General features: G+C 70.3%; 24 protein-coding genes. 12 read left to right on the top strand and 12 right to left on the bottom strand.

The genetic code is table 11. The features are described from left to right. Positions 1-111: 111 nt before the first annotated feature. The 4 genes from A6P39_RS14995 to A6P39_RS15010 all read left to right on the top strand — a co-directional run bounded on the left by A6P39_RS14995 (position 112) and on the right by A6P39_RS15010 (position 4081). A complete protein-coding gene (locus A6P39_RS14995) occupies positions 112-1485 on the top strand; it encodes an extracellular solute-binding protein (RefSeq protein ID WP_107304504.1) in 1374 nt (457 codons plus the stop codon). Then, the gene (locus A6P39_RS15000) at positions 1482-2357 is read left to right on the top strand and encodes a carbohydrate ABC transporter permease (RefSeq protein ID WP_067054107.1); all 876 of its coding nucleotides are present in this window, start codon (positions 1482-1484) and stop codon (positions 2355-2357) included. Before A6P39_RS14995 ends, A6P39_RS15000 begins: the two co-directional genes overlap by 4 nt. 7 nt (positions 2358-2364) lie before the next feature. Further along, positions 2365-3192: a carbohydrate ABC transporter permease gene (locus A6P39_RS15005; RefSeq protein WP_067054109.1), complete on the top strand. Its 828-nt coding sequence runs from the start codon at positions 2365-2367 to the stop codon at positions 3190-3192. Positions 3193-3382: 190 nt separating this feature from the next. Next, positions 3383-4081 (top strand): helix-turn-helix domain-containing protein, encoded by a 699-nt coding sequence (locus A6P39_RS15010; protein ID WP_107304505.1) that lies wholly within the window; start codon positions 3383-3385, stop codon positions 4079-4081. A 191-nt stretch (positions 4082-4272) separates the two neighbouring features. On the opposite strand, the gene A6P39_RS15015 is transcribed toward A6P39_RS15010, so the two are convergent. Continuing rightward, positions 4273-5298 (bottom strand): ATP-dependent 6-phosphofructokinase, encoded by a 1026-nt coding sequence (locus tag A6P39_RS15015; protein ID WP_067054113.1) that lies wholly within the window; start codon positions 5296-5298, stop codon positions 4273-4275. Between the two features lie 221 nt (positions 5299-5519). Here A6P39_RS15015 and pta point away from each other — a divergent pair, with 221 nt between their 5' ends. The 3 genes from pta (at position 5520) to pyk (ending at position 10354) form a co-directional block, all read left to right on the top strand. After that, complete coding sequence (gene pta, locus A6P39_RS15020; RefSeq protein ID WP_067054115.1) at positions 5520-7595, top strand: phosphate acetyltransferase; 2076 nt, start codon at positions 5520-5522, stop codon at positions 7593-7595. Between the two features lie 26 nt (positions 7596-7621). Next, a complete protein-coding gene (locus A6P39_RS15025; protein ID WP_067054365.1) occupies positions 7622-8842 on the top strand; it encodes an acetate kinase in 1221 nt (406 codons plus the stop codon). A gap of 84 nt (positions 8843-8926) precedes the next feature. Next, positions 8927-10354, top strand: coding sequence for a pyruvate kinase (pyk, locus tag A6P39_RS15030; RefSeq protein ID WP_067054117.1), 1428 nt, complete (start codon positions 8927-8929; stop codon positions 10352-10354). A gap of 111 nt (positions 10355-10465) precedes the next feature. Here pyk and A6P39_RS15035 read toward each other — a convergent pair whose 3' ends face one another. The 4 genes from A6P39_RS15035 to A6P39_RS15050 form a co-directional block, all read right to left on the bottom strand. After that, on the bottom strand, positions 10466-11821 hold the full coding sequence (locus tag A6P39_RS15035) for a hypothetical protein (RefSeq protein ID WP_199840987.1): 1356 nt from the start codon (positions 11819-11821) through the stop codon (positions 10466-10468). Then, entirely contained in the window at positions 11811-12389 is a 579-nt protein-coding gene (locus tag A6P39_RS15040; protein WP_067054119.1) for a DUF6114 domain-containing protein, read from the bottom strand. The genes A6P39_RS15035 and A6P39_RS15040 overlap by 11 nt, the downstream gene beginning before the upstream one ends. Before the next feature lie 116 nt (positions 12390-12505). After that, positions 12506-13141: a DUF6230 family protein gene (locus A6P39_RS15045; protein ID WP_067054121.1), complete on the bottom strand. Its 636-nt coding sequence runs from the start codon at positions 13139-13141 to the stop codon at positions 12506-12508. Positions 13142-13761: 620 nt separating this feature from the next. Next, the gene (locus A6P39_RS15050; RefSeq protein ID WP_067054123.1) at positions 13762-14733 is read right to left on the bottom strand and encodes a tetratricopeptide repeat protein; all 972 of its coding nucleotides are present in this window, start codon (positions 14731-14733) and stop codon (positions 13762-13764) included. Between the two features lie 211 nt (positions 14734-14944). On the opposite strand from A6P39_RS15050, the gene A6P39_RS15055 reads away from it, so the two are divergent. Continuing rightward, positions 14945-15562 carry a TetR/AcrR family transcriptional regulator gene (locus A6P39_RS15055; protein ID WP_067054125.1) on the top strand — a complete coding sequence of 206 codons (618 nt, stop codon included), beginning with the start codon at positions 14945-14947 and terminating at the stop codon, positions 15560-15562. Positions 15563-15568: 6 nt separating this feature from the next. Here A6P39_RS15055 and A6P39_RS15060 read toward each other — a convergent pair whose 3' ends face one another. The 4 genes from A6P39_RS15060 to A6P39_RS15075 all read right to left on the bottom strand — a co-directional run bounded on the left by A6P39_RS15060 (position 15569) and on the right by A6P39_RS15075 (position 19518). Next, positions 15569-17269 (bottom strand): acyl-CoA mutase large subunit family protein, encoded by a 1701-nt coding sequence (locus A6P39_RS15060; protein WP_067054127.1) that lies wholly within the window; start codon positions 17267-17269, stop codon positions 15569-15571. A 95-nt stretch (positions 17270-17364) separates the two neighbouring features. After that, positions 17365-17703 carry a DUF3817 domain-containing protein gene (locus A6P39_RS15065; protein WP_067054130.1) on the bottom strand — a complete coding sequence of 113 codons (339 nt, stop codon included), beginning with the start codon at positions 17701-17703 and terminating at the stop codon, positions 17365-17367. A 55-nt stretch (positions 17704-17758) separates the two neighbouring features. Then, positions 17759-18268 (bottom strand): MarR family winged helix-turn-helix transcriptional regulator, encoded by a 510-nt coding sequence (locus A6P39_RS15070; protein WP_067054132.1) that lies wholly within the window; start codon positions 18266-18268, stop codon positions 17759-17761. Between the two features lie 11 nt (positions 18269-18279). After that, the gene (locus A6P39_RS15075) at positions 18280-19518 is read right to left on the bottom strand and encodes an MFS transporter (RefSeq protein WP_067054138.1); all 1239 of its coding nucleotides are present in this window, start codon (positions 19516-19518) and stop codon (positions 18280-18282) included. 85 nt (positions 19519-19603) lie between these two features. Here A6P39_RS15075 and A6P39_RS15080 point away from each other — a divergent pair, with 85 nt between their 5' ends. Beyond that, positions 19604-20584, top strand: coding sequence for an ArsR/SmtB family transcription factor (locus A6P39_RS15080; RefSeq protein ID WP_067054142.1), 981 nt, complete (start codon positions 19604-19606; stop codon positions 20582-20584). Positions 20585-20594: 10 nt separating this feature from the next. On the opposite strand, the gene A6P39_RS15085 is transcribed toward A6P39_RS15080, so the two are convergent. The 3 genes from A6P39_RS15085 to A6P39_RS15095 all read right to left on the bottom strand — a co-directional run bounded on the left by A6P39_RS15085 (position 20595) and on the right by A6P39_RS15095 (position 22081). Further along, positions 20595-21347 carry an SRPBCC family protein gene (locus A6P39_RS15085; protein WP_067054144.1) on the bottom strand — a complete coding sequence of 251 codons (753 nt, stop codon included), beginning with the start codon at positions 21345-21347 and terminating at the stop codon, positions 20595-20597. A gap of 99 nt (positions 21348-21446) precedes the next feature. Beyond that, positions 21447-21740 carry an MTH1187 family thiamine-binding protein gene (locus A6P39_RS15090; RefSeq protein ID WP_067054146.1) on the bottom strand — a complete coding sequence of 98 codons (294 nt, stop codon included), beginning with the start codon at positions 21738-21740 and terminating at the stop codon, positions 21447-21449. Continuing rightward, the gene (locus A6P39_RS15095; RefSeq protein WP_067054148.1) at positions 21737-22081 is read right to left on the bottom strand and encodes a DUF3817 domain-containing protein; all 345 of its coding nucleotides are present in this window, start codon (positions 22079-22081) and stop codon (positions 21737-21739) included. Before A6P39_RS15095 ends, A6P39_RS15090 begins: the two co-directional genes overlap by 4 nt. 160 nt (positions 22082-22241) lie before the next feature. On the opposite strand from A6P39_RS15095, the gene A6P39_RS15100 reads away from it, so the two are divergent. The 3 genes from A6P39_RS15100 to A6P39_RS15110 are packed head-to-tail and all read left to right on the top strand — an operon-like array spanning position 22242 to position 24351. Next, positions 22242-22874, top strand: coding sequence for an AIM24 family protein (locus A6P39_RS15100; RefSeq protein ID WP_067054150.1), 633 nt, complete (start codon positions 22242-22244; stop codon positions 22872-22874). Positions 22875-22876: 2 nt separating this feature from the next. After that, positions 22877-23527 carry an AIM24 family protein gene (locus tag A6P39_RS15105; protein WP_067054152.1) on the top strand — a complete coding sequence of 217 codons (651 nt, stop codon included), beginning with the start codon at positions 22877-22879 and terminating at the stop codon, positions 23525-23527. Beyond that, positions 23524-24351 carry an AIM24 family protein gene (locus A6P39_RS15110; protein ID WP_067054154.1) on the top strand — a complete coding sequence of 276 codons (828 nt, stop codon included), beginning with the start codon at positions 23524-23526 and terminating at the stop codon, positions 24349-24351. Before A6P39_RS15105 ends, A6P39_RS15110 begins: the two co-directional genes overlap by 4 nt. Positions 24352-24396: the final 45 nt, after the last annotated feature.

Raw genomic sequence — 24396 nt, forward strand, 5'->3', positions numbered from 1 at the left:
CTGCAGCCCGGCTGCGTCCAATCCCGCGCACATCCATTGACCTGACTAGACCACTCCTCTTACCTTCGCACGGCAACCACCTGGCCACGCACAGTGCGCCCTCAGGAGGTCATGCCCGTGCGCCCCACCGCCGCCCTCTCCGCCCTCCTCACCGCCGCTCTCACCGCCAGCGCGCTCACCGCCTGCGGCAGTGGCTCCGGCAGCAGTCCGAACACGCTGAAGGTGTCGTACAAGCAGTCGACCGACAACTCCATCAAGGTGATGGACACCTATCTCGCCGGGGTCAAGAAGGAGTTCGAGAAGAAATACCCGGGCAAGAAGGTCGAGTTCGTGCCGGTCAAGGCACCCGACTCCGATTACTACACCAAGGTCCAGCAGTTGATGCGCTCACCGAGGACCGCGCCGGACCTGGTCTACGAGGACACCTTCCTCATCAACTCCGATGCCACCAGCGGCTACTTGAAGCCGCTCGACCCCTATCTCGCCAACTGGCCGGACTGGCAGCAGTTCCTCGGCAACGCCAAGGCGTCGGCGCGGGGTGAGGACGGGAAGACGTATGGCGTGCCGGACGGGACCGACACCCGGGGGCTGTGGTTCGACAAGCGGGTGTTCCACAAGGCCGGGCTGCCGCTCGACTGGCAGCCCAGGACCTGGGACGACATCCTCGCCGCCGCCCGCACCATCAAGCAGAAGGTCCCCGGCGTCGTCCCGCTCAACGTCTACACCGGCAAACCGGCCGGTGAGCGGGCCACCATGCAGGGCATGGAGATGCTGCTCTACGGCACCGGCGACGGAACGTCCGATCCGCTGTACGACAGCCGGAGCAAGAAGTGGATCGCGGGGAGCCAGGGATTCACGGACTCGCTGAAGTTCGTCGAGACGGTCTACAAGGAGAAGCTCGGACCCGACGTCTCCGACGCCCTCGACCCCAACTACTACACCACCGTCGTCGGGGAGTTGATGCCCCAGGGCAAGGTCGGCATCGACCTGGACGGGTCCTGGCTGCCGCAGAACTGGCTGCCGGGCAGCGGCCGCGACTGGCCCGGCTGGTCCAAGCAGCTCGGCCTCGCGTACATGCCGACCGAGCACGGGCAGGCACCCGGCAAGGTGAGCATGTCCGGCGGCTGGACCTGGGCCATCCCGGCCAAGGCCGGCAAGCCCGGCCTCGCCTTCGACTTCATCAGGACGATGCAGACCGAGGCGAACGCCAAGAAGTGGTACATCGCCAACTCGGGTATCGCGCTGCGCAAGGACGTCGCCGCCGACCCGTCGTACGCCACCGCCCAGCCCGGCATCAAGTTCTTCACCGATCTCGTGTCCAGCACGCACTACCGGCCCGCCTATCCGGCCTACCCGAAGGTGTCGACCGCGATCCAGGAGGCGATGGAGAGCGTGACCACCGGGGACTCGTCCGCGCAGAAGGCGGCGAGTGCCTACGACTCGACGCTCAAGGACGTCACCGGCGGCCAAGTGGTCCAGAAGTGAGGCACTCCCCCGGCCGGGCCCGCCGGTTCACCCGGGCACTGCCCCTCACCCCCGCCGTCGTCCTCATCCTGCTCTTCCTCGCCGGGCCGATCGCGTACTGCGTGTACATCGCCTTCACCGACCTGCAGCTGACGGGGCAGGCGCACTCCTCGTTCGTCGGGTTCGCCAACTTCCGCCGGGCCTTCAGGGACAGCGAGTTCATCAACGCCGTATGGCTGACATTGGTGTTCACCGTGCTGTCCTCGCTCGTCGGGCAGAACACCCTGGGGCTAGCCCTGGCCGCGCTGATGAAACGGGCGTCGAAACCGGTTCGTACGATCACCGGCGCGGTCGTCGTCACCGCCTGGGTGCTGCCGGAGGTCGTGGCCGGCTTTCTGCTGTACGCGTTCTTCCGGCGGGAGGGGACGCTGAACGCCGTCCTGGACTGGCTCCATCTGCCCCGGCAGAACTGGCTGTTCACGCTGCCCGTCCTCGCCGTGTCCTTCGCCAACGTCTGGCGCGGTACGGCGTTCTCCATGCTCGTCTACTCCGCCGCGCTGGACGAGATACCCGCCGAGATCACGGAGGCCGCCGAGGTCGACGGCGCCGGCGGCTGGCGGCGGATGTGGCACGTCACGCTGCCGATGATCCGCCGGTCCATCGCCACCAACCTCATGCTCAACACCCTGCAGACGCTGTCCGTCTTCGGGCTGATCTGGGTGATGACCCGCGGCGGCCCGGGGAACAAGAGCCAGACCCTGCCGCTGTTCATGTACGAACAGGCCTTCCAGAACAGCATGATCGGGTACGGCACCGCGGTCGCCCTGCTCCTGCTGCTCGTCGGATCCCTGTTCTCCGTCGTCTATCTGCGCCTGCTGCGGACGGAGGTGTGACACCGCGATGCCCCGCAAGCACACCTCCCGCCGGCTCGCCGCCGACCTGGCCCTGCTGGCCGTGACCGCCGCCTTCGCGCTGCCCCTGGCCTGGGTGGTGCTGTCCGCCGTGGACCCGCACGCCGGCCTGCGCGTCCGCATCCCCGACGGGCTCACCTGGGCCAACTTCCACGCCGTCCTGACCCCGGACATCACCTACACCCCGCTGCTCAACAGCCTGATCCTGTGCGGCGGCGCGACGGCGCTGACCGTCGTCTGCGCCGCCCTGGCCGCGTATCCGCTCTCCCGGTTCCGCTCCCGCCTCAACCGGCCGTTCCTGCTGGCGATCCTGTTCGCGACGAGCCTGCCGATCACCGCGGTCATGGTGCCGGTGTACGCGCTGTTCGTCCGGGTCGATCTGATCGACACCATGCAGGGCACGATCCTGTTCTTCGCCGCCTCCCAACTCCCTTTCGCCATCTGGCTGATGAAGAACTTCATGGACGGAGTGCCGAAGGAGCTGGAGGAGGCGGCCTGGACCGACGGGGCGTCCTCGCCGCAGTCGCTGGTGCGGATCGTGCTGCCGCTGATGGGGCCGGGGCTCGCCGTCGTCACCGTGTTCTCGTTCGTGATGATGTGGGGGAACTTCTTCGTCCCGTTCATGCTGCTGCTCACCCCGGACGAGATGCCGGCCTCGGTCAGCATCAACGACTTCTTCGGCAACCGGGGCATGGTGGCGTACGGGCAGCTCGCCGCGTTCTCCGTGATCTACTCGACACCCGTGATCCTGCTCTACGTACTGGTGGCCCGCAGACTGGGCGGCGGCTTCGCACTGGGCGGGGCGGTCAAGGGGTGAGCGGGCCGGTCGAGGAGTGAGCGGGCCGGTCGAAGAGTGAGCGGGGCGGTCAAGGGAGGCGCAGGGCGGTCAAGAGACGGGCCGCAGAGGTGTTCCGTCCGTTACATACCGAACGGCCGGAACTGTACGTTCCGACAATCCGTGATCCTGGCCGAACAGACCGTAGCCACCGCGCCGTGGCGCCCTTAGCTTGTGCGAGGTGCGCCAACCCTCAGCTCCCCTGTTCAACGCCCAGGCCGCCCGCAGGCTGCGCGCGGCACTCGGTATGGGCCCCGAGCATGTCGCCTACGGCATGCGGGCCTCGTACGGGCTGCCCTACGTCACCCCCGACCTCGTGATCACCTGGGAGCGGGGTGCCGCCGCGCCGTCCGGCCCCGAACTCACGGCTCTCGCAGGCGTGTTGTGGTGCTCGCCCGGCGAGCTGATCGGAAGGCCCCGCACCCTGCGCGAGCACCGCATCGCCCGCGCGGTCGCCGCCGAGGACGTCGCCCACGCCGTCGGCATGGACCTGCCCGGGTACCTGAGGACGGAGGAGAGCGGGCAGTGGCGGGGCAACGAGCGCCAGTCGCTTGCGCTGGCCGAGGTGCTCGGCCTCACCCTGCCGGACTTCGTGGCCGTCACGGGGCGCGAGGACAAGCTCGCCGACCTGCTGCACAGCGCGGTGACCACCCGCTGGCAGGCCTATGTGCGGCCGGTGCTCAAGCTGGCCCCGCTGGACCGGGATGTCCTGGAGAAGGTCCTGCAGTCACTGCACCAGGACTACCAGGGGCACATGGCCGCGACCCTCAGCTGGGGCGGCGGCGGCCGCGGCGCGAGCGAGTCGGGCGAGGAGTTCCTCGACCGGATCGTCGAGAACTTCTGGGCATCCGTGACGGACCGGACCGGCTAGTGCTGTGGCCGGAAAGGTTTGCCGGAAAGCTCGCGGCGTCCGGTGCGGTGCATCGCAAGGCGGAGCATCGCCCGTGTACTGGATGTACTCGGGTGATGCGACAACGCGGCGAGGTGCCGTGCCGGGCGTCGCGAGCCGGTGAACCTTTCCGGTCGCAGCACTAGCGACCCGGCCCGCCCGGAGGGCTCCGTCTAGAAGACCGACTCCGCCTCGTCCATCCGGTCCTTCGGGACCGTCTTCAGCTCGGTGACCGCCTCCGCGAGCGGCACCATGACGATGTCGGTGCCGCGCAGCGCGGTCATCCTGCCGAACTCGCCACGGTGCGCGGCCTCGACGGCGTGCCAGCCGAAGCGGGTGGCGAGGACGCGGTCGTAGGCGGTGGGCACGCCGCCGCGCTGGACGTGGCCGAGGATGACCGGCTTGGCCTCCTTGCCGAGGCGCCGCTCCAGCTCGTACGCCAGTGCCGTACCGATGCCCTGGAAGCGCTCGTGGCCGAACTGGTCGATCTCGCCCTTGCCGTAGTCCATGGTGCCCTCGGCGGGGTGGGCGCCCTCGGCGACGCAGACGACGGCGAACTTCTTGCCGCGGGCGAAGCGTTCCTCGACCATCTTGACCAGGTCGGCGGGGTCGAAGGGGCGCTCGGGCAGGCAGATGCCGTGGGCGCCGGCGGCCATGCCGGACTCCAGGGCGATCCAGCCGGCGTGCCGGCCCATGACCTCCACGACCATCACGCGCTGGTGGGACTCGGCCGTCGTCTTCAGGCGGTCCATGGCCTCGGTCGCGACGCCCACGGCCGTGTCGAAGCCGAAGGTGCGGTCGGTGGAGGAGATGTCGTTGTCGATGGTCTTCGGGACGCCCACGACGGGCAGGCCGGCGTCGGAGAGCATGCGGGCCGCGGTCAGCGTGCCCTCGCCGCCGATCGGGATCAGCGCGTCGATGCCGAACTCCTCGACCATGTCGGTCGCCTTGTCGCAGGCCTCGCGCAGCCGGTCGCGCTCCAGCCGGGAGGAGCCGAGGATGGTGCCGCCGCGGGCCAGGATGCCGCTGACGGCGTCCAGGTCGAGCGAGCGGTAGTGGCGGTCGAGCAGACCGCGGTAGCCGTCCTCGAAACCGATGACCTCGTCGCCGTACTGCGCCACCGCCCGGTGCACGACCGACCGGATCACGGCGTTCAGGCCGGGGCAGTCGCCGCCTGCGGTGAGAACTCCGATGCGCATCGTGCTGTGTCTCCTGCTCGCTGTCGTTGCCGGTGAGCCAGTCCCGATTGTTCCACGTCCGCCGGGGCGCCGAGCTACTTGACGGGCGCCTTATCCGGCAGCAGAGGTATTGTCAAGAGGGTTCTGCTCACCTCGGTGGGCGATTTTTATGCCGCCGATGCGACCTTCCGGGCGGTGTGCAGGCACATCGGACATATGACATGAGGGAACGGAGTGGACGCGTGACGCGCAGCGTGTACGTGACCGGGATCGACCGCGGTGACGGCCGCCAGGTCGTGGAGCTGGGAGTCATGGAGCTGCTGACCCGGCAGGTCGACCGGGTGGGGGTCTTCCGCCCGCTCGTCCACGACGGACCCGACCGTCTGTTCGAACTGCTCCGGTCGCGCTACCGCCTCTCGCAGGACCCGGCCACCGTCTACGGCATGGACTACCACGAGGCGTCCGCGCTCCAGGCCGAGCAGGGCACCGACGAACTGGTCTCCGCGCTGGTCGACCGCTTCCACGTGGTGGCGCGCGACTACGACGTCGTCCTCGTCCTCGGCACGGACTTCGCCGACACCCAGCTGCCGGACGAGCTGTCCCTGAACGCCCGCCTCGCCAACGAGTTCGGCGCCTCCGTCATCCCGGTGGTCGGCGGCCGCAGGCAGACGGCCGAGTCCGTGCTCGCCGAGACCCGCAACGCCTACCGCGCCTACGACGGCCTCGGCTGCGACGTGCTCGCCATGGTCGCCAACCGGGTGGCCCGCGAGGACCGCGACGAGATCGCCGAGCGGCTCGCGAACCGGCTGCCGGTGCCCTGCTACGTCGTCCCGGACGAGCCCGCGCTGTCCGCGCCGACCGTCTCCCAGATCGCCCACGCCCTCGGTGCGAAGGTGCTGCTCGGCGACGACTCGGGCCTCGCCCGGGACGCGCTCGGCTTCGTCTTCGGCGGTGCGATGCTGCCCAACTTCCTGGGCGCCCTGACCCCGGGCTGCCTGGTCGTGACCCCGGGCGACCGCGCCGACCTGGTCGTCGGCTCGCTGGCCGCGCACAGCGCCGGCACCCCGCCGATAGCCGGCGTGCTGCTCACCCTGAACGAGGTGCCGAGCGAGGAGATCCTCACGCTCGCCGCCCGCCTCGCCCCGGGCACCCCGGTCCTCGCCGTGTCCGGCAACAGCTTCCCCACCGCCGAACACCTGTTCTCGATGGAGGGGAAGATGACCGCGGCCACCCCGCGCAAGGCGGAGACCGCGCTCGGCCTGTTCGAGCGGTACGCCGACACCGCCGAGCTGGCCCGCCGGGTCTCGGCGCCGAGCAGCGACCGGGTCACCCCGATGATGTTCGAGCACAAGCTGCTCGAGCAGGCCCGCGCCGACAAGCGGCGGGTCGTGCTGCCGGAGGGCACCGAGGAGCGGGTGCTGCACGCGGCCGAGGTGCTGCTGCGCCGGGGCGTGTGCGACCTGACCCTGCTCGGGCCCGAGGACCAGATCCGCAAGAAGGCCGCCGACCTCGGCATCGACCTGGGCGGCAGCCGGCTGATCGACCCGGCCACCTCCGAACTGCGCGACGCCTTCGCCGAGCAGTACGCGGCGCTGCGCGCCCACAAGGGCGTCACGGCCGAGCTGGCCTACGACGTCGTCTCCGACGTCAACTACTTCGGCACCCTGATGGTCCAGGAGGGCCTGGCCGACGGCATGGTCTCCGGGTCCGTGCACTCCACGGCCGCGACCATCCGCCCCGCCTTCGAGATCATCAAGACGAAGCCGGAGTCGTCCATCGTCTCGTCGGTGTTCTTCATGTGCCTGGCCGACAAGGTGCTGGTCTACGGCGACTGCGCGGTCAACCCGGACCCGGACGCGCAGGCGCTCGCGGACATCGCCATCCAGTCGGCCGCCACGGCCGCGCAGTTCGGCGTGGAGCCGCGGATCGCGATGCTGTCGTACTCGACCGGTACGTCCGGCTCGGGCGCCGACGTCGACAAGGTGCGCGAGGCGACCGAGCTGGCCCGCTCGCGCCGGCCGGACCTGAAGATCGAGGGGCCGATCCAGTACGACGCGGCCGTGGAGCCGTCGGTCGCGGCCACCAAGCTGCCCCAGTCCGATGTCGCCGGGCAGGCGACGGTGCTGATCTTCCCGGACCTCAACACGGGCAACAACACGTACAAGGCCGTGCAGCGTTCGGCCGGCGCGATCGCCGTCGGCCCGGTCCTGCAGGGTCTGCGCAAGCCGGTCAACGACCTGTCCCGGGGCGCCCTCGTCCAGGACATCGTCAACACCGTCGCCATCACGGCGATCCAGGCCCAGACGCCCGCCAACTGAAGTCGAACAGAGAGCTTTTGAACACCGTGACCGAGACTCGCGCGGCGCATCGCGTCCTCGTCCTCAACTCCGGCTCCTCGTCGGTGAAGTACCAGCTGCTCGACATGAGCGACGCCGGCCGGCTGGCCGTCGGCCTGGTGGAGCGCATCGGCGAGCGGACCTCCCGGCTCAAGCACACCTGCCTCTCCACCGGCGAGACCCGTGAGCACACCGGGCCCATCGCCGACCACGACGCCGCGCTGAAGGCGGTCGCCGCGGAGCTGGGCCGGGACGGCCTCGGCCTGGACTCGCCCGAACTGGCCGCCATCGGGCACCGGGTGGTGCACGGCGGGCTGTTCTTCACCGAGCCGACCGTCATCGACGACGAGGTGATCGCCGAGATCGAGCGGCTGATCCCGGTCGCCCCGCTGCACAACCCGGCCAACCTCACCGGTATCCGCACCGCCCGGGCGCTGCGCCCCGACCTGCCGCAGGTCGCCGTCTTCGACACCGCGTTCCACACGACGATGCCCCAGTCCGCGGCGCGCTACGCCATCGACCCGAAGATCGCCGACCGCCACCGCATCCGCCGCTACGGCTTCCACGGCACCTCGCACGCGTACGTCTCGCGCCGCACCGCGCGGCTGCTGGGCAAGGACCCGTCCGAGGTCAACGTGATCGTGCTGCACCTGGGCAACGGCGCCTCGGCCTCGGCGGTCGAGAAGGGCCGGTGCGTGGACACCTCGATGGGGCTGACGCCGCTGGAAGGGCTCGTGATGGGCACCCGCTCCGGCGATCTGGATCCGGCCGTCATCTTCCATTTGGCACGCGTTGGCGGAATGTCCATGGACGAGATCGACACTCTCCTCAACAAGAGGAGCGGCCTGTTCGGGCTGTGCGGGGACAACGACATGCGGGAGATCCGCCGCCGCGTCGACGAGGGTGACGAAGAGGCCGCGCTCGCCTTCGACATTTACATTCACCGGCTCAAGAAGTACATCGGCGCTTATTACGCCGTCCTCGGCACGGTGGACGCGGTCGCGTTCACGGCCGGGGTCGGCGAGAACGCGGCGCCCGTGCGGGAGGCGGCGATCGCGGGCCTGGAGGGGCTGGGCCTGGCGGTCGACCCGGAGCTGAACGCGGTGCGAGCGGACGGGGCCAGACTGATCTCGCCGAAGGATGCGCGTGTCGCGGTCGCGGTGGTGCCGACGGATGAAGAACTGGAGATCGCGACCCAGACCTATGCACTGGTCGGAAAGAACAACTGAATAGCACCTGAGCGGTTGGGCACTCATTTGTATCTTCCGCCAGACGGAATATTCCGTAGCGAAACAAACCGATAGGATCGCCCCATGCGCCGTTCGAAAATCGTCTGTACTCTCGGCCCCGCGGTCGACACCCACGAGATGCTCGTCGCCATGATCGAGGCGGGCATGAATGTGGCCCGGTTCAACTTCAGCCACGGCACCCACGCCGAGCACCAGGCGCGGTACGACCGCGTCCGGGCCGCGTCCAAGGAGACCGGCCGGGCCATCGGCGTCCTCGCCGACCTGCAGGGCCCGAAGATCCGCCTGGAGACCTTCGCCGAGGGTCCGGTCGAACTCGAGCGCGGTGACGAGTTCGTCATCACGACCGAGGACGTCCCGGGCGACAAGAGCATCTGCGGTACGACGTACAAGGGGCTGCCGGGCGACGTCTCGCGCGGCGACCAGGTCCTGATCAACGACGGCAACGTCGAGCTGAAGGTCCTGGACGTCGAGGGCCCCCGGGTCAAGACGATCGTCATCGAGGGCGGTGTCATCTCCGACCACAAGGGCATCAACCTGCCCGGCGCCGCCGTCAACGTGCCCGCGCTGAGCGAGAAGGACGTCGAGGACCTGCGCTTCGCCCTCCGCATGGGCTGCGACATGGTCGCGCTGTCCTTCGTCCGGGACGCCAAGGACGTCCAGGACGTGCACCGCGTCATGGACGAGGAGGGCCGCCGGGTCCCGGTCATCGCCAAGGTCGAGAAGCCGCAGGCGGTGCAGAACATGGAGGACGTCGTCGCGGCGTTCGACGCCGTGATGGTGGCCCGTGGCGACCTGGCCGTCGAGTATCCGCTCGAGAAGGTCCCCATGGTGCAGAAGCGCCTGATCGAGCTGTGCCGGCGCAACGCCAAGCCGGTGATCGTGGCGACCCAGATGATGGAGTCGATGATCACCAACTCCCGCCCGACCCGCGCCGAGGCCTCCGACGTGGCCAACGCGATCCTGGACGGCGCGGACGCGGTCATGCTGTCGGCCGAGTCCAGCGTGGGCGCGTACCCGGTCGAGACGGTCAAGACGATGTCGAAGATCGTCAAGGCGGCCGAGGAAGAGCTGCTCTCCAAGGGGCTGCAGCCGCTCGTGCCGGGCAAGAAGCCGCGTACGCAAGGCGGTTCGGTGGCCCGCGCCGCCTGCGAGATCGCCGACTTCCTCGGCGGCCGGGGCCTGATCGCCTTCACCCAGTCCGGTGACACCGCGCGCCGGCTCTCCCGCTACCGCGCGACCCAGCCGATCATCGCGTTCACCACGGACGAGGGCACCCGCAACCAGCTCACCCTGAGCTGGGGAGTGGAGTCGCACGTGGTGCCGTTCGTGAGCACCACCGACGAGATGGTCGACCTGGTGGACCAGGAGGTCGCAAGGCTCGGCCGCTTCGACGCGGGCGACACGGTGATCATCACCGCCGGCTCGCCCCCCGGCGTCCCCGGCACCACCAACATGCTCCGCGTCCACCACCTGAGCGCACAGGGCAGCTGAGCGGACCGGCCGGCGGGCCCCGCAAGGGGCCTGTACGGCGCTGAGGGCGCCCCCTGGGACCAGGGGGCGCCCTCAGCTGTGTGCGGCTCCCGAACGGGCTTGTGGGACCGGTCAGTTGTCGGTCGTGTAGACGTGCATCCCGGGCACGTGCAGGTTGCCGCCGAACTGGGCGGCCTGGACCACCTTCACGTTGGTGAAGTAGATCAGCGGAAGGTTCAGCGGGGGCGGGCTGTCGGGCGTGAACTTCATCGGGATCAGGCCGAAGAGGTTGCCCGAGATGCTCTCGGTGTACATCGTGGTGGCGCCGCCCCGGATGGTGGACGTCGAGCCGCCCGCCGCCTGCACGTGGTAGGTCTTGCCGGAGAGCTTGTCCTTCACCGTCTGGTGCAGGTCCCCGATGTCCGTGCCGTCGGAGATGACGTACTTCAGCACCTTCTTGGTGGTGCCGGAGGCCGTCTTCACCTCCACGATGCCCTGGTAGTCGGCGCCCTTGAGCAGCAGCGAGCTGGCGTCGAGGTACCAGGGGTCGTCCGCCACCGGCACCTTGTTGTCCACGCCGCTCTGGTCGGTCGTGGCCGCCGGGCAGTTCGCCGTCGAGGCGCTGGAACTCGCCGACGGGCTGGGCGCCGCCGACGCGGCCGCCTTGACCGTGTCCTGCGCCGTCTTGGAGACCGAGTCGGTGGTCTTCTTGACGGTGTCGGTGGTCTTCTTGACCGTGTCGCCGATCGCCTTGCCGGCGTTGGAGACGGTGTCGGAGACCTTGGAACCGGACGACGACGAGGCCGACGGGGATGCCGGGGCCGAGGACGCGCTCGCGGACGGCGTCGGGCTCGCGGACGGGGATGCGGAGTCGCTGCTCCCGCCGGTGAGGATGCCGCCGAGCGTGTTGCCGATGGTGTCCAGCAGACCACCGCTGCTCTTGGACGCCGACGGTGTGGGCGTGGGCGTGGCCGTGCCGCCGGACGAACCCGACGATCCCGAGCCGGAGCCCGAGCCCGAGGGGGCGGACGTCGCCGTCGGCGTCGGCGCGGCCTTGCCGCCGGAACCTGAATCCGGCGAAGAGGTCTTGCCCGAGCCGCCGGACGTGGTGTCCTTGGCGCTGTCGCTCGCCGAGGGAGTCGGCGTGGCCGAGTCCGCGGACTTGCTCGCCGAGGCGGAGGGCGACGGCGACGCCGAGGCGCCCTTGGAGCCGTCCAGCGCCTTGACGCAGTTCTTGTACTCGTCGGCCGTCAGGCTCTTGGACGTGGTCGACGGGGACGGGCTGCCGCCGCTGTCGGCGAGCGCCAGGGTTGACGTGAAGCCCATGCCCATCAGGACCGCGGTCGGCATCGCCACGGAGGCGATCGCCTTGCCGGCCGGCATGTGGAACCTGGTGAACAGCGGCTTCCGGGGTGCCGCGTGGCGGGGCCCGGTTCTCGCGCGGGACCCGTCCACCTCGGTCTCGCGGGTCACCTCGTCAGCCGGCACTGTGCCTCCCGTTCGCCCCGTTCGCCGGGCTCGTTCCTGACAGGTCGTTCTCCCCGAACCCCTGGTACGCCTCGGCGGGGCTCTGGTCCACGCCCTGCTCGGGCAGCGGCGCGGTCTGCGGGGCACCGCCCTCACCCGGGGCCGCCTCGGCCGGCGGCTGCGGCTGCGGCGGCGCGCCCGGCGCCCAGGCCACGGCCATCGCTCCGCCGATGAGGGCGAAGAGGAAGCCCAGGACGAAGCCGCCGAAGTTGGACACGGGGATGGACACCAGCGCCAGCAGGATCGCGGCGACTCCCGCGAAGACCCGTACGTGCTTCTGGAACCAGAGGCTGATGCCCAGGACGATCAGCAGCACGCCGATGATCAGGGATCCGGCTCCCGCGGTCGTCGCCATCGCCAGCGTCAGATGCCCGAGCTGGAGGTGGGCGTACGGGAAGTACATGATCGGAAAGCCGCCGAGCAAGACGAACAGCCCGGCCCAGAACGGACGGGTGCCCCGCCAGGCGCGGAACTGCAGCCGTCGGCGGGTGAACTGGCCGGGTGCGGCGGCAGAAGTCTCGGCGCTCATGGAAAACAGCTCCCTGGTGCGGCGTTGCTGTGGTGGTGATGTGTGCCGCGTGTGAAGTGCGGCCGGAGAGTGGACGGGCGGGGGCGCCACCGGCTCCCCCGCCCGCTACCGAGTGCTTAGTAGCACTCCTTGACACCCGTGGACAGCGACATGTGAAGGCCGCTGAGCTTGAAGGTGCCGGCGGTGGTCGCCCACGCCGTCTGCTTCACGTTGTCCAGCGTGGCCGAGTCGGCCTGCTGGGCGAAGCCGTACGGGTTCGTCTGCTCACCGCTCTTGATGCCCGGACCCTTGCCGGCGTCCTTGGCGGCCACACCGATGTCGATGTTGTTGAAGGTCGCGTCGGCGTTCAGGTCGGCGACATCGATGTAGATGTTGTCGGCCTGGACCTTGTCGTGACCCGCGCCGCCGGCCCGCAGGATGAGGCTGACGTTGCCGAAGAACGGCACGTTCGGCGTGACCACGGACTGGCACAGGTTGGTGATCTCGGCGTGCTTGAACGCCGAGACGGCCACCGGGTGGGCCGTCTTCTGGCCGTCCAGCGTGTAGCCGTTGTCGATGGCGCCGTACTGCTCGAAGCCGGTGCCCACGAGCTGGTCGGCGGACACCTTGAACGACTGGCCGGACACGCTGAACGAGGCGGCGAGAGCGCCCTGCGCGAGCGCGACACCTATGCACGCCGTGGCGGCCACGCTGGGCACCATGACCACAGCGAACCGCTTCCATCTGGTCCCGCCACGCACCTGGGACTCCATATTTCCTCCTTCTCGGACGTACATCTCCTGGCCCGGGAGCGCCGCGGTGAACGGCCCGGCCGGACAGGGATGGGAGAAGTGCTACGTCCTCGGAAGGGGAGCGCCTGCGTCGGAGGCACGAATCGCGCCCGAATCACCGGCGATCACCCCCGAGCGACAACCACTGGTCGCGCCTGACACGCATCACGCACAACCTTGCTGGACAGGCTTCGCCGGCCGGCGAAGACCCCCCTGCCCAAGAACCGGCGCCACTGCCGCCGGTTCTGCTCGGTGGGGACCCAGAGTCTCCCGTGACCCGACCGGGTGCCGGGGTGCGGAATTGGACCGAGCGTCGCCGATCGTGGTGCATTCTCGGCCCTGACACAAGGGGCTTCGTTACTGGGTAGTAACGGCCGGATAACCGAAGGACGACCCGCCGGTCTCGGAGCGCAACGCTCGGTCGCATCCCTAGGCAGAGCAAAGCCGTTGATCCCTGGACGAAACCAGACAGATCAACGGCCTTGATTTACTCGGAGTAACAGCAGCGGCGATTACCAAGATTTGGTAAAGCGCGGCCGCCCTGACGTCTCGTCGGCAAATCTTTCACCCCGGCATCACAAGCCGTGGCGTTTAGTGACTGGTCAGAACAGCGCCCGCGCCAGCGCCCTGCGCGCCCCGACCACACGCGGGTCCTCGGGACCCACGACCTCGAACAGCTCCAGCAGCCGCAGCCGCACCTTGTCCCGCTCGTCACCCGCCGTGCGCCGCACGGTGTCGATCAGGCGCCCGAAGGCGTCCTCGACATGACCGCCCACCAGATCCAGGTCGGCGGCGGCGATCTGCGCCTCGGCGTCGGCCGGCTTGTCGGCCGCGTCCTTACGCACCTTCTGCGGGTCGAAGCCCTGCACCCGCTGGAGCAGCTCGGCCTGTGCCAGGCCGAGCTTGGCCTCCGGGTGGCCCGGGTCGTCGGCCAGCACGTTCTTGTAGGCCTGGACGGCACCGGCCAGGTCACCGGCGTCCAGGGCCTCGGCGGCGGCGTTCAGCGTCGCGTCGTACGGCCCTGCCTGCGGCGCGGCCAGGGCGGCACCGCCCGGCTCGGCGTCCGGGTCGACGGTCAGGCCGGTCAGCCCGAACCGCTGCTCCCCGACCTGGACGAGCTGGTCGAGGGTCTGGCGGATCTGCTCCTCGCCGGCCGCTCCCTGGAACAGCGGCAGCGCCTGGCCCGCGACGACGGCGAACACCGCCGGGATGCCCTGCACCCCGAACTGCTGCATCAGCATCTGGTTGGCGTCGACGTCGATCTTGGCGAGCAGGAAGCGCCCGTTGTACTCGAGGGCCAGCCGCTCCAGGACAGGGCTCAGCTGCTTGCAGGGCTGACACCACTCGGCCCAGAAGTCGATGACGACCGGGACCTCGGCGGAGCGCTGGAGGACGTCCCTCTCGAAGCCCGCCTCATCGACGTCGATGACGAGATCGGACGGGGCGACGGCCCCCGTGCCGCCCTGCCGGGCGGCCTCGGCGCGCGTCTGCTCGGCCTTGGCCTTGGCCTCCTGGGCCGCCTTCACCGCGGCGAGGTCGACGACGCCGCTCATGGACATGTTCCGTGGCTGCATGCGTCTATCCTCCCCCGTTCCCGCGCCTGAATGAAAAAGTCGTGCACCGGGGCGCCGGGGTCCCCACCCCACGCCTCTTGGTCGCGCCCGTGTACGTCCTTCACGAGCTTTCGCTACGAGTCGTAGCGTAATGCCATGGGAGCCCTGCGCGACACCACGCCCCGGTGATCTCCCTCACGACGCCACAGGACCCGCCGGTTATGGTCAAGGGATGCAGAGCCGCACCCCCGCCAGCCGTACCGGGCGCCCGCGCAGCGCCGCCGCGGACACCGCGATCCTGGCCGCGACCCGGGAGGCGCTCGTGGAGCTGGGCTGGTCCAAGCTCACCCTGGGAGACGTGGCGACGCGGGCCGGGGTTGCGAAGACGACCCTCTACCGCCGCTGGGCCGGCAAGAACGAACTCGTGGTCGACGCGGTGGCGGAACTCTTCGACGAGCTGGAACTCCCCGACCGCGGCAGCCTGGCCGCCGACATCGAGGGTGTCGTCCTGCAGTTCGCGGCGATCCTCGCCCGCCCGGAGGCCAAGAGCGGCCTGATGGCGGTGGTCGCCGAGGCCACCCGCGACGACGCGCTGCGCGAGCGCATCCGCTCCTCCATCGTGGAGCGTCAGATGCGCCTGGTCCTGCAGGGCCGGGCGCGGGCGCAGAAGCGCGGCGAACTCCCGCCGGAACCCGATCCGCAGGAGGCCGCCCGCACGGTGGACCTCATCTTCGACGTGGTGGCGGGCGCGGTGGTGCACCGCACCCTGGTGAGCGGCAAGGCGGCGGACGAGGAGTGGGTGCGCAGTTTCACGCGCGTCCTGATCGGTGGGCTGGCCTCGTCCGCCTGAGCCCGCTCAGAAGCCCGCCGGCTCCGTGTACACCCCCCACTCGTCGCGCAGCACCCCGCAGATCTCGCCCAGCGTCGCCTCGGCGCGTACGGCGTCCAGCATCGGCTCGATCATGTTCGAGCCGTCCCGCGCGGCGGCCAGCATGGCGTCCAGCGCGCGGCGCACCGCGTCTTCGTCCCGGGCGTCCTTGCGCGCGCCGAGCACCCGCACCTGCTCGCGCTCCACCTCGTGGCTGACCCGCAGGATCTCCAGGTCCCCGGTGACCGAGCCGGTGTGGACGTTGACGCCCACGACCTTCTTGTCGCCCTTCTCCAGGGACTGCTGGTAGCGGAAGGCGGACTCGGCGATCTCACCGGTGAACCAGCCGTCCTCGATCCCGCGCAGGATGCCGGAGGTGACGGGCCCGATGGGGTGCCGCCCGTCCGGATGGGCCCTGAGGCCGCGCTCCTTTATCTGCTCGAAGATCTTCTCGGCGTCGGCCTCGATCCGGTCGGTCAGCTGCTCGACGTACCACGCACCGCCCAGCGGGTCGGCCACATTGGCCACGCCGGTCTCCTCCATCAGCACCTGCTGGGTGCGCAGCGCGATCTCGGCCGCCTGCTCGCTGGGCAGCGCGAGGGTCTCGTCGAGCGCGTTGGTGTGCAGCGAGTTGGTCCCGCCGAGCACGGCGGCCAGCGCCTCCACGGCCGTGCGCACCACGTTGTTGTACGGCTGCTGCGCGGTCAGCGAGACACCGGCGGTCTGCGTGTGGAACCGCAGCCACTGCGCCTTGTCGCTCCGCGCGCCGTACACGTCCCGCATCCAGCGGGCCCAAATGCGGCGCGCGGCACGGAACTTGGCGATCTCCTCGAAGAAGTCGACGTGCGCGTCGAAGAAGAAGGAGAGGCCGGGCGCGAACACGTCGACGTCCAGGCCGCGGCTGAGCCCCAGCTCCACGTACCCGAAGCCGTCCGCGAGCGTGTACGCCAGCTCCTGCGCGGCCGTCGCGCCCGCCTCGCGGATGTGGTAGCCGGAGACGGACAGCGGCTTGTAGGCGGGGATGCCGGCCGCGCAGTACTCCATCAGGTCGCCGATGAGGCGCAGATGGGGCTCGGGCTGGAAGAGCCACTCCTTCTGCGCGATGTACTCCTTGAAGATGTCGGTCTGGAGCGTGCCGTTGAGGACCGACGGGTCCACGCCCTGGCGCTCGGCGGCGACCAGGTACATGCAGAAGACGGGCACGGCGGGCCCGCTGATGGTCATGGAGGTGGTGACGTCGCCGAGCGGGATGTCCTTGAACAGGACCTCCATGTCGGCGGCGGAGTCGATGGCGACCCCGCAGTGCCCGACCTCGCCGAGCGAGCGCGGGTCGTCGGAGTCGCGGCCCATCAGCGTCGGCATGTCGAAGGCCACGGACAGCCCGCCGCCGCCGGCGGCCAGGATCATCTTGTACCGCTCGTTGGTCTGCTCGGCGTTGCCGAACCCGGCGAACTGCCGGATCGTCCAGGTACGCCCGCGGTATCCGGTCGGATGGAGGCCGCGGGTGAAGGGGTACTCCCCGGGCCAGCCGATCCGCTCGAATCCCTCGTACGTGTCGCCCGGTCGGGGCCCGTACACCGGCTCCACGGGGTCGCCGGAGAGCGTGGTGAAGTCAGCGTCGCGCTTGCGCGCGGCGTCGTAGCGGGCCTGCCAGCGCCGGCGGCCCTCCTCGATGGCGTGAGCGTCCATACCCACGAATTTACTTGGACGTCCTAGTAAATGTCGATGGGCGACCGCCGCACGACGCTCGTACGGCGGTGGAGGCGAGGGGGCGAGGGCCGGGCCTAGGCCTTGGCGACGGCCGGCGCCGGGTCGGTGACCTTGGCCTCCAGCTCGCGGCTGATCCTGCGCTCGACGAAGAAGGCGGCCGTGGGAATCGTGCCCGCGAGCAGCACCCACAGCTGCCGGCCGACCGGCATCTTCGCCTTGGAGCCCAGGTCGAAGGCGACGACGAGGTAGACGACGTACAGCCAGCCGTGGGCGATGGCCACGACGCGCGTGACGTCGGCGGCACCGCTGATGTCCAGCCCGTACTTCGCGATCATGCTCAGGCACAGCAGCACCAGCAGGACACCGGTGGTGTAGGCCATGACGCGGTAGCGGGTCAGCACGCTCTTCTTCATGGAGTCGAGCGTAACCACCCGTTCCGGGAGATCTTGGCCGGGGTCGGCCCCGGCCTCAGTCGTCGTCGAAATCGTGGGCCGCGATCCGCAGCGGACGGAACATCGCGAAGATCTCCGCGCACTCCTCCGCGTCGTACACCCCGAGCCCGAAGTCCATGGCCATCAGGTCGCGGGTGGCCGCGTCGACCACCTCGCGGCCCTTGTCGGTGATCACGGCGAGGGTGCCGCGGCCGTCGTTGGGATTGGGCCGCTTGGCCACCAGACCGGACTTCACCAGCCGGTCCACGGTGTTCGTCACGGACGTGGGATGCACCATGAGCCGCTCACCGATCTTGGACATCGGCAGTTCCCCGGCCTTGGAGAAGGTGAGCAGCACCAGGGCCTCATAGCGCGCGAACGTCAGTCCGTACGGCTTGACCACCGCGTCCACCTCGGCGAGCAGGATCTGCTGGGCTCGCATGATCGAGGTGATCGCGGCCATGGACGGCACGTTTCCCCAGCGCTGCTTCCAGAGTTCGTCGGCTCGGGCGATGGGGTCGAAGGGGAGGCTCAGTGGCTTCGGCACGTCATCAGACCCTACCGGCCGGTCATATTGCGGGCAGCCCCGTCTCGGCCATCGGTCGCCCGGACCGCCAGCGCGAGCCCGCAGCAGCACAGCGCACCGAGCGCGCCGGCCCCCGTCACCGCGGCCCGTACCCCGACCGCCTGCGCCGCCACCCCGGCCAGCGCCATGCCCACGCCCTGGACGGTCATCAGCCCCGCGCTGAGCACGGTCATGGCCCGCCCGCGCAGCTCCTGCGGCACGGCCCGCACGAACCACTGGTCGAGGCCCAGGGTGTACGCCGACCCCGCCCCGGACACCAGCAGGAGCAGCAGGGACGCGACGAGCCCGGGACGCAGGGCGAAGCCGAGGTAGGGCAGCAGGGTCAGGCACAGCAGTGGGAGCGCGACGCGTTCCCGGGCCGCGGGCCGCAGCCGCGCCCCGGCGAACAGCTCACCGGCGACCGTGCCGACGGGCAGGGCGCACATCAGCAGCCCGAGGCCGCCGGAACCGGCGCCGAGGACGTCGGCGTACGGCGCGGCGAGCGCCTCGGGGACGACGGAGAAGGCCGCCGGCAGCCAGAAGACGAGCAGCAGGACACGGATCCGGCGGTCCCCGGCCGGCCGGCGCGCACCGGGCGGGGCGTCCCCGCGGTCACGGGTGCGGGCGGGGCGGGGCCGGGTGCCGCAGCGCAACAGGGCAGCCGAGGCGAGAAAGGTGGTGACGGTGACGAGCAGGGCCTGGCGGGGCGGGACGACCGTGAGGAGCAGCCCGCCGAGGCCGTAGCCGACGAGCAGGGCGCTCTGGGCGACGATCCGCAGCAGGGAGCGGCCGAGCACGAACAGGTCGCCGTCGCCGAGGACGTCGGCGAGGGTGGCCATGCGGGTGCCGGCGAACACCGGGGACACGACGGCGAGGGCGCAGCGCAGCGCGAGCAGCAGGCCGGTGCCGGCACCCGGGACGGTCATCGCGGCCACGCAGCCCGCGCACACCAGATCGCAGGCGACGAGCACCCGCCGCGGCGGGAAGCGGTCGGCGACGGGGGCGAGCAGGGCGCCGCCGACGGCGTACGGCAGGAAGCCCAGGGCGAAGGTGAGCGCGCTGAGCAGGGGTGAGCGGGTGAGGTCGTAGACGAGGACGGACAGCGCGATCTCGCTGACGATCACGCCGAGCATCGACAGCACATGAGCGGCGAAGACGGCCCGGAACTCGGGCACGGCGAAGACACGGCCGTATCCGGCGGGCGCCGAGGCCGTCTGCGGTGGTGCGGACATGCCCGCAGCGTGCCCGGGAGGCGGTCGGGGGCCGTAGAGTTTCGGCTCCGTCCGAAACTTACCCGGTCTTGCGGAGGAGGTGCCCGTGCCGTCACGTCTGCACTTCGGCGACGAGGACTTCCTGCGCTGCCGGTTCGCGATCTCGCCGATGTGGGAGACCCAGGAGGCGGTACGCACCCTGAAGCGGCCCGACCGGCACGGCTATCACGCGCCCTGGCTGCGCCGGATCCGCGCGGCGGCGGCCGGGCTGGACCTGGCGCCCCTGTGGCTGCTGATGCCCCGCCGGGGCCACTCCCCGGACTGGCTCGGGCCGCCGCCGATCGGACCGGCCGCCACGTTCGAGGAGGAGATCGCGGCCGTACGGGCCTCGGACCCGCAGGCGGCCCGCGAGGACACCGCGCTCTCGCTGGCCTGCACGCCGGGTGCACTGCAGTCGCCGCGGGGCCGGGCCTGGCTGGCGGATCCGGCGCGGATGATCGCGGAGCTGGCGGACGCCGTGGAGGAGGCCTGGCGGGCGCTGATCGAGCCGGACTGGCCCCGGCTGCGGGCCCTGCTGGAGGCGGACGTGGCGCACCACTCGCGCCGGCTCGCCGAGGTGGGCCTCGGCACGCTGCTGCCGGAACTGGACCCGAGGCTGTCCTGGGACGGCCGCACGCTCACGCTGGCCCTGCGGGTGGAGTACGCCCGCGACCTCGCCGGGCAGGGCCTGGTCCTGATGCCGAGCGTGTTCTCCTGGCCCGACGTGATCACCGGTTTCGAGCCGCCGTGGCAGCCGACGCTGGTCTATCCGGCGCGGAGGCTGGGCGGCTTGTGGACCGACCCGGTCGAGCGGGCGCCCGAGGCTCTGGTGCGGGTCCTGGGACGCAACCGGGCGGCCGTCCTGACGGCTCTGGCCGAGCCCGCGACGACCACCGCCCTGGCCCACCGGCTGCGGCTCGCCCCGTCCTCGGTGTCGTCCCACCTGACGGTGCTGCGGGACGCGGGGCTGCTCACGGCGCGCAGGTACGGCCATCAGGTGCTGTACGAGCGGACGCCGTTGGGCGTCGCGCTGGCCTGCGGAGGCTGAACCCGGATCGTCACCCGTGCTGCTCGAGCATGCGCAGCACCCGGGGTGCCCGGGCCTCACCGGCACACTCCCGCGGGCACCTGCGCGCCGCGGGCGTACAGCCGAGCGGCGCCTTGAAGAGGGCGAGCGAGATCGCGACGACCAGCAGCAGCGGACACAGATACGCCACGGCGTCCGCGAACGGGCCGGACAGCCGCAGCAGCGGCTCCAGCCCAAGGCCGGTCAGGCACACCGTGAGGAGCAGCGCACGGACCACCAGTTCCGCGGCCCAGTTGGCCAGGGCCCGCTCGGGGGTGATGCCCCGCTCCAGCCACAGCCGCAGCCGGTCGAGGGACCAGGCGGTCGCCCAGCCGGTCAGCGGCCGGAACAGCACCCGGTCGGCGACCGCGCCGAAGGCGCCCCAGCGGGGGCGGTAGTCGAAGCCGGTGAGCAGGCGGACGCCGTCGGCGTCGGGCACGTAACGCCAGTAGCCGCTCGCCTCGGCGATCAGGGACAGCGGGTGCGGGGAGGAGAAGCGCACGGCGGAGGTGCGGGTGCCGTCGGGGCGGTCCGTGTCGTCCGCCGCGTACCCGGTGCCGGACACGGTGAGGAACGGCAGCACGCGCGCGGTGCAGGTGAACCGCCGGGGCTCGCCCTCCGCGCCCGGCAGCTCCTCGATCGCGGTGAAGCGGAGGTCCCAGCGCCGGTGGGCCTCGGGGTCCTGGGTGCGCGCCCACAGCGTGTCGAGGTCGGCGCGGATGTGTGTCTCTATACCGAGACCCATGTTGTTCCCCCAGGTCAGAACGTGCTCTGAATGATCGATCAAAGCATCGACAGGGGAAAGTACAACGCTGTGGGCGAGCGCTCCAAACGAGGGTGCCAGCTAGCCGGCCAGGTGCCGTTCGACGGTCTCGACCTTGGAGGTCAGTCCGTCGGTCACACCGGGGCGGATGTCGGCCTTGAGGACGAGCGACACGCGCGGGGCGCGCTCCTCCACGGCGGCGACGGCGCGCTTGACGACGTCCATGACCTCGTCCCACTCGCCCTCGACCGAGGTGAACATCGCGTCGGTACGGTTGGGCAGCCCCGACTCGCGCACCACGCGGACGGCGTCGGCGACGTACTCCCCCACGTCCTCGCCGACACCGAGGGGCGTCACGGAGAAGGCGACGATCATGCGTTCACGACGCCTTCCTTGCGGGCGCGGGCGGCGATGACCTCGTCCTCGGCGGCGCGCTTGAGCTTGCGCTCGGCGAAGAAGCCGCCGGTGGGCAGCACGGACAGGACGAAGTAGAACGCGGCGGTCTTCAGCGGCCACTTGGTGCGGTTCCAGGCGTCCGCCCAGAAGATCACGTACAGGACGAAGAGGACGCCGTGGATCGCGCCCATGACGGGGACCGCGTTGAAGTCCGTGGTCCGCTTGAGCACCGAGCAGACGAGGAGGATCAGGAAGGACACGGCTTCCGGGGCCGAGACCAGGCGGAGACGGCGGAGGGCGGTGGCGGTCTTGATGTCCACAGGTCACCTTCGGTGGGAGAGTCGTCGACGGTTTGTGAACGCAAGCACAAACGTTCAGCCATTGTGGCAAACGGCTGCCCTAGGGGTCCGCTCAGGGTCGGTGTCCACCCAGGGGCCCTGTTCCGTCCACCCGCGCCGCCGCTACTTTCGCTGCGTGGCGATGTTCCGACTTCAAGGCAGCAAGGTGCTCGCCGTCGACATGACCGGGGACGCCGTGAAGGCGAAGAACGGCTCGATGGTCGCGTACGACGGGCAGATGGCCTTCAAGAAGCTGACCGGCGGCGGCGAGGGCCTGCGCGGGATGGTGACGCGCAGGCTCACCGGCGAGCAGATGACGGTGATGGAGGTGAAGGGGCACGGGACGTGCTGGTTCGCGGACCGCGCCTCGGAGATCAACCTGGTGAGCCTGACGGGCGACAAGCTGTACGTGGAGTCGAGCAATCTGCTCGCGACGGACGCCGGGCTGCGCACCGGGACGACCTTCACGGGGCTGCGGGGCGCCTCGCAGGGCAACGGGCTGTTCACGACGACGGTCGAGGGCCACGGACAGGCTGCGCTGCTGTCCGACGGGCCGGCGGTGGTGCTCCGGGTCAGCCCGCAGTACCCGCTGATCGTGGACCCGGGTGCCTATGTCGCCCACCAGGGCGACGTCCGGCAGTCCTTCCAGTCCGGTGTGACGTTCCGCACGTTCCTCGGGGAGGGCGGCGGCGAGGCCTTCCAGATCCGGTTCGAGGGCGACGGACTGGTCTATGTGCAGCCGAGCGAGCGGAACACGATCGCGGGGGATCTGTAGAGATGGCGTTCCGGGAGATCAACTCCAAGATGGTCGAGGCGACCGTGGTGCCGGGGCAGCGGCTGTACAGCCAGCGCGGGGCGATGCTCGCCTACAAGGGGGACGTGTCCTTCACGCCCAGCATCCAGGGCGGCCAGGGCGGGCTGATGTCCATGATCGGGCGCCGGGTGGCGGGCGAGGCGACCCCGCTGATGACGGTCGAGGGCAGCGGCACGGTCTTCTTCGGGCACGGCGGCCACCACGTGCACGTCATCCACCTCACCGGCGACACCCTGTACGTGGAGGCGGACCGGCTGCTCGCCTTCGAGGGCACGCTGCGCCAGGGCACGATGTTCATGGGCTCGCAGGGCGGGGTGATGGGCCTGGTCCGGGGCCAGGTCACCGGCCAGGGCCTGTTCACCACCACCCTCCAGGGGCAGGGCTCGGTCGCCGTGATGGCGCACGGCGGCGTCTTCGAGGTCCCCATCACCCCGCAGCGCCCGGTCCATGTCGACCCGCAGGCGTACGTCGCCCACCACGGGGACGTCCGCAACAAGCTGTCCGCCGCGCTCGGCTGGCGCGAGATGGTGGGCCGCGGCTCCGGCGAAGCCTTCCAGCTGGAGCTGAGCGGCAGCGGCACGGTGTTCGTCCAGGCGTCGGAGGAGAAGCTGTGAGCACCTACGGAACTCCGGGCGCGGGGCCCGGCGGACCGGCCGGACCGGCCGTGTACGACCCGCTGACGCTGCCCGCGGACGACAACGTGAACCCGTACACGTTCTGCGTCGAGCTGAAGAGCGGGCAGTGGTTCCTGCAGAAGGGGAAGATGATCGCCTACTACGGGGCGATCGAGTTCAACGGGATCGGGCACGGCCGACTCGACCGAATTGTCCGTACCGCATTCCATTCGCCACTGCACGCGAGCGACTGGGTCGTGGCACAGGGCTCGGGCAAGATGCTGCTCGCCGACCGGGCCTTCGACGTCAATTCCTATGACCTGGACGACGGGAACTTGACCATTCGCGCGGGCAACCTGCTCGCTTTTCAGCCAAGTCTCGCGCTCAAGCAGTCGATCGTGCCGGGTTTTCTGACCCTTATCGGAACCGGAAAGTTTGTCGCCGCATCTAACGGCCCGGTGGTGTTCATGGAACCTCCGATCCGGGTCGACCCGCAGGCGCTCGTCGGGTGGGCCGACTGCCCGTCGCCGTGCCATCACTACGACCACGGGTATCTGGCGGGTGTACTGGGCGGTCTACGTGCGATGACGGGCTTCGGCGGGGTGTCCGGCGAGGAGCACCAGCTCGAGTTCGTGGGCGCCGGGACGGTCCTGCTGCAGTCGTCGGAGGCCCTCATGGACGAGGCTGCGACAGGGGTCGTTCCGTCCGAACCGGGCGTGCCGGGCGGTGGCACTGCGGGGCCGGACGGACACGGTCCGCAATCGTCGGGTGCACCGCGCCTTCCCGGACAGCTGGGGGACCTCCAGCGTCGCTTCGGGCTGTGAGCGGTAGTCTGCGGAGTGTGACGTCGAACGCGTGCGCACAGTCAC

Source organism: Streptomyces sp. FXJ1.172, from assembly GCF_001636945.3.
Taxonomy (GTDB): domain Bacteria; phylum Actinomycetota; class Actinomycetes; order Streptomycetales; family Streptomycetaceae; genus Streptomyces.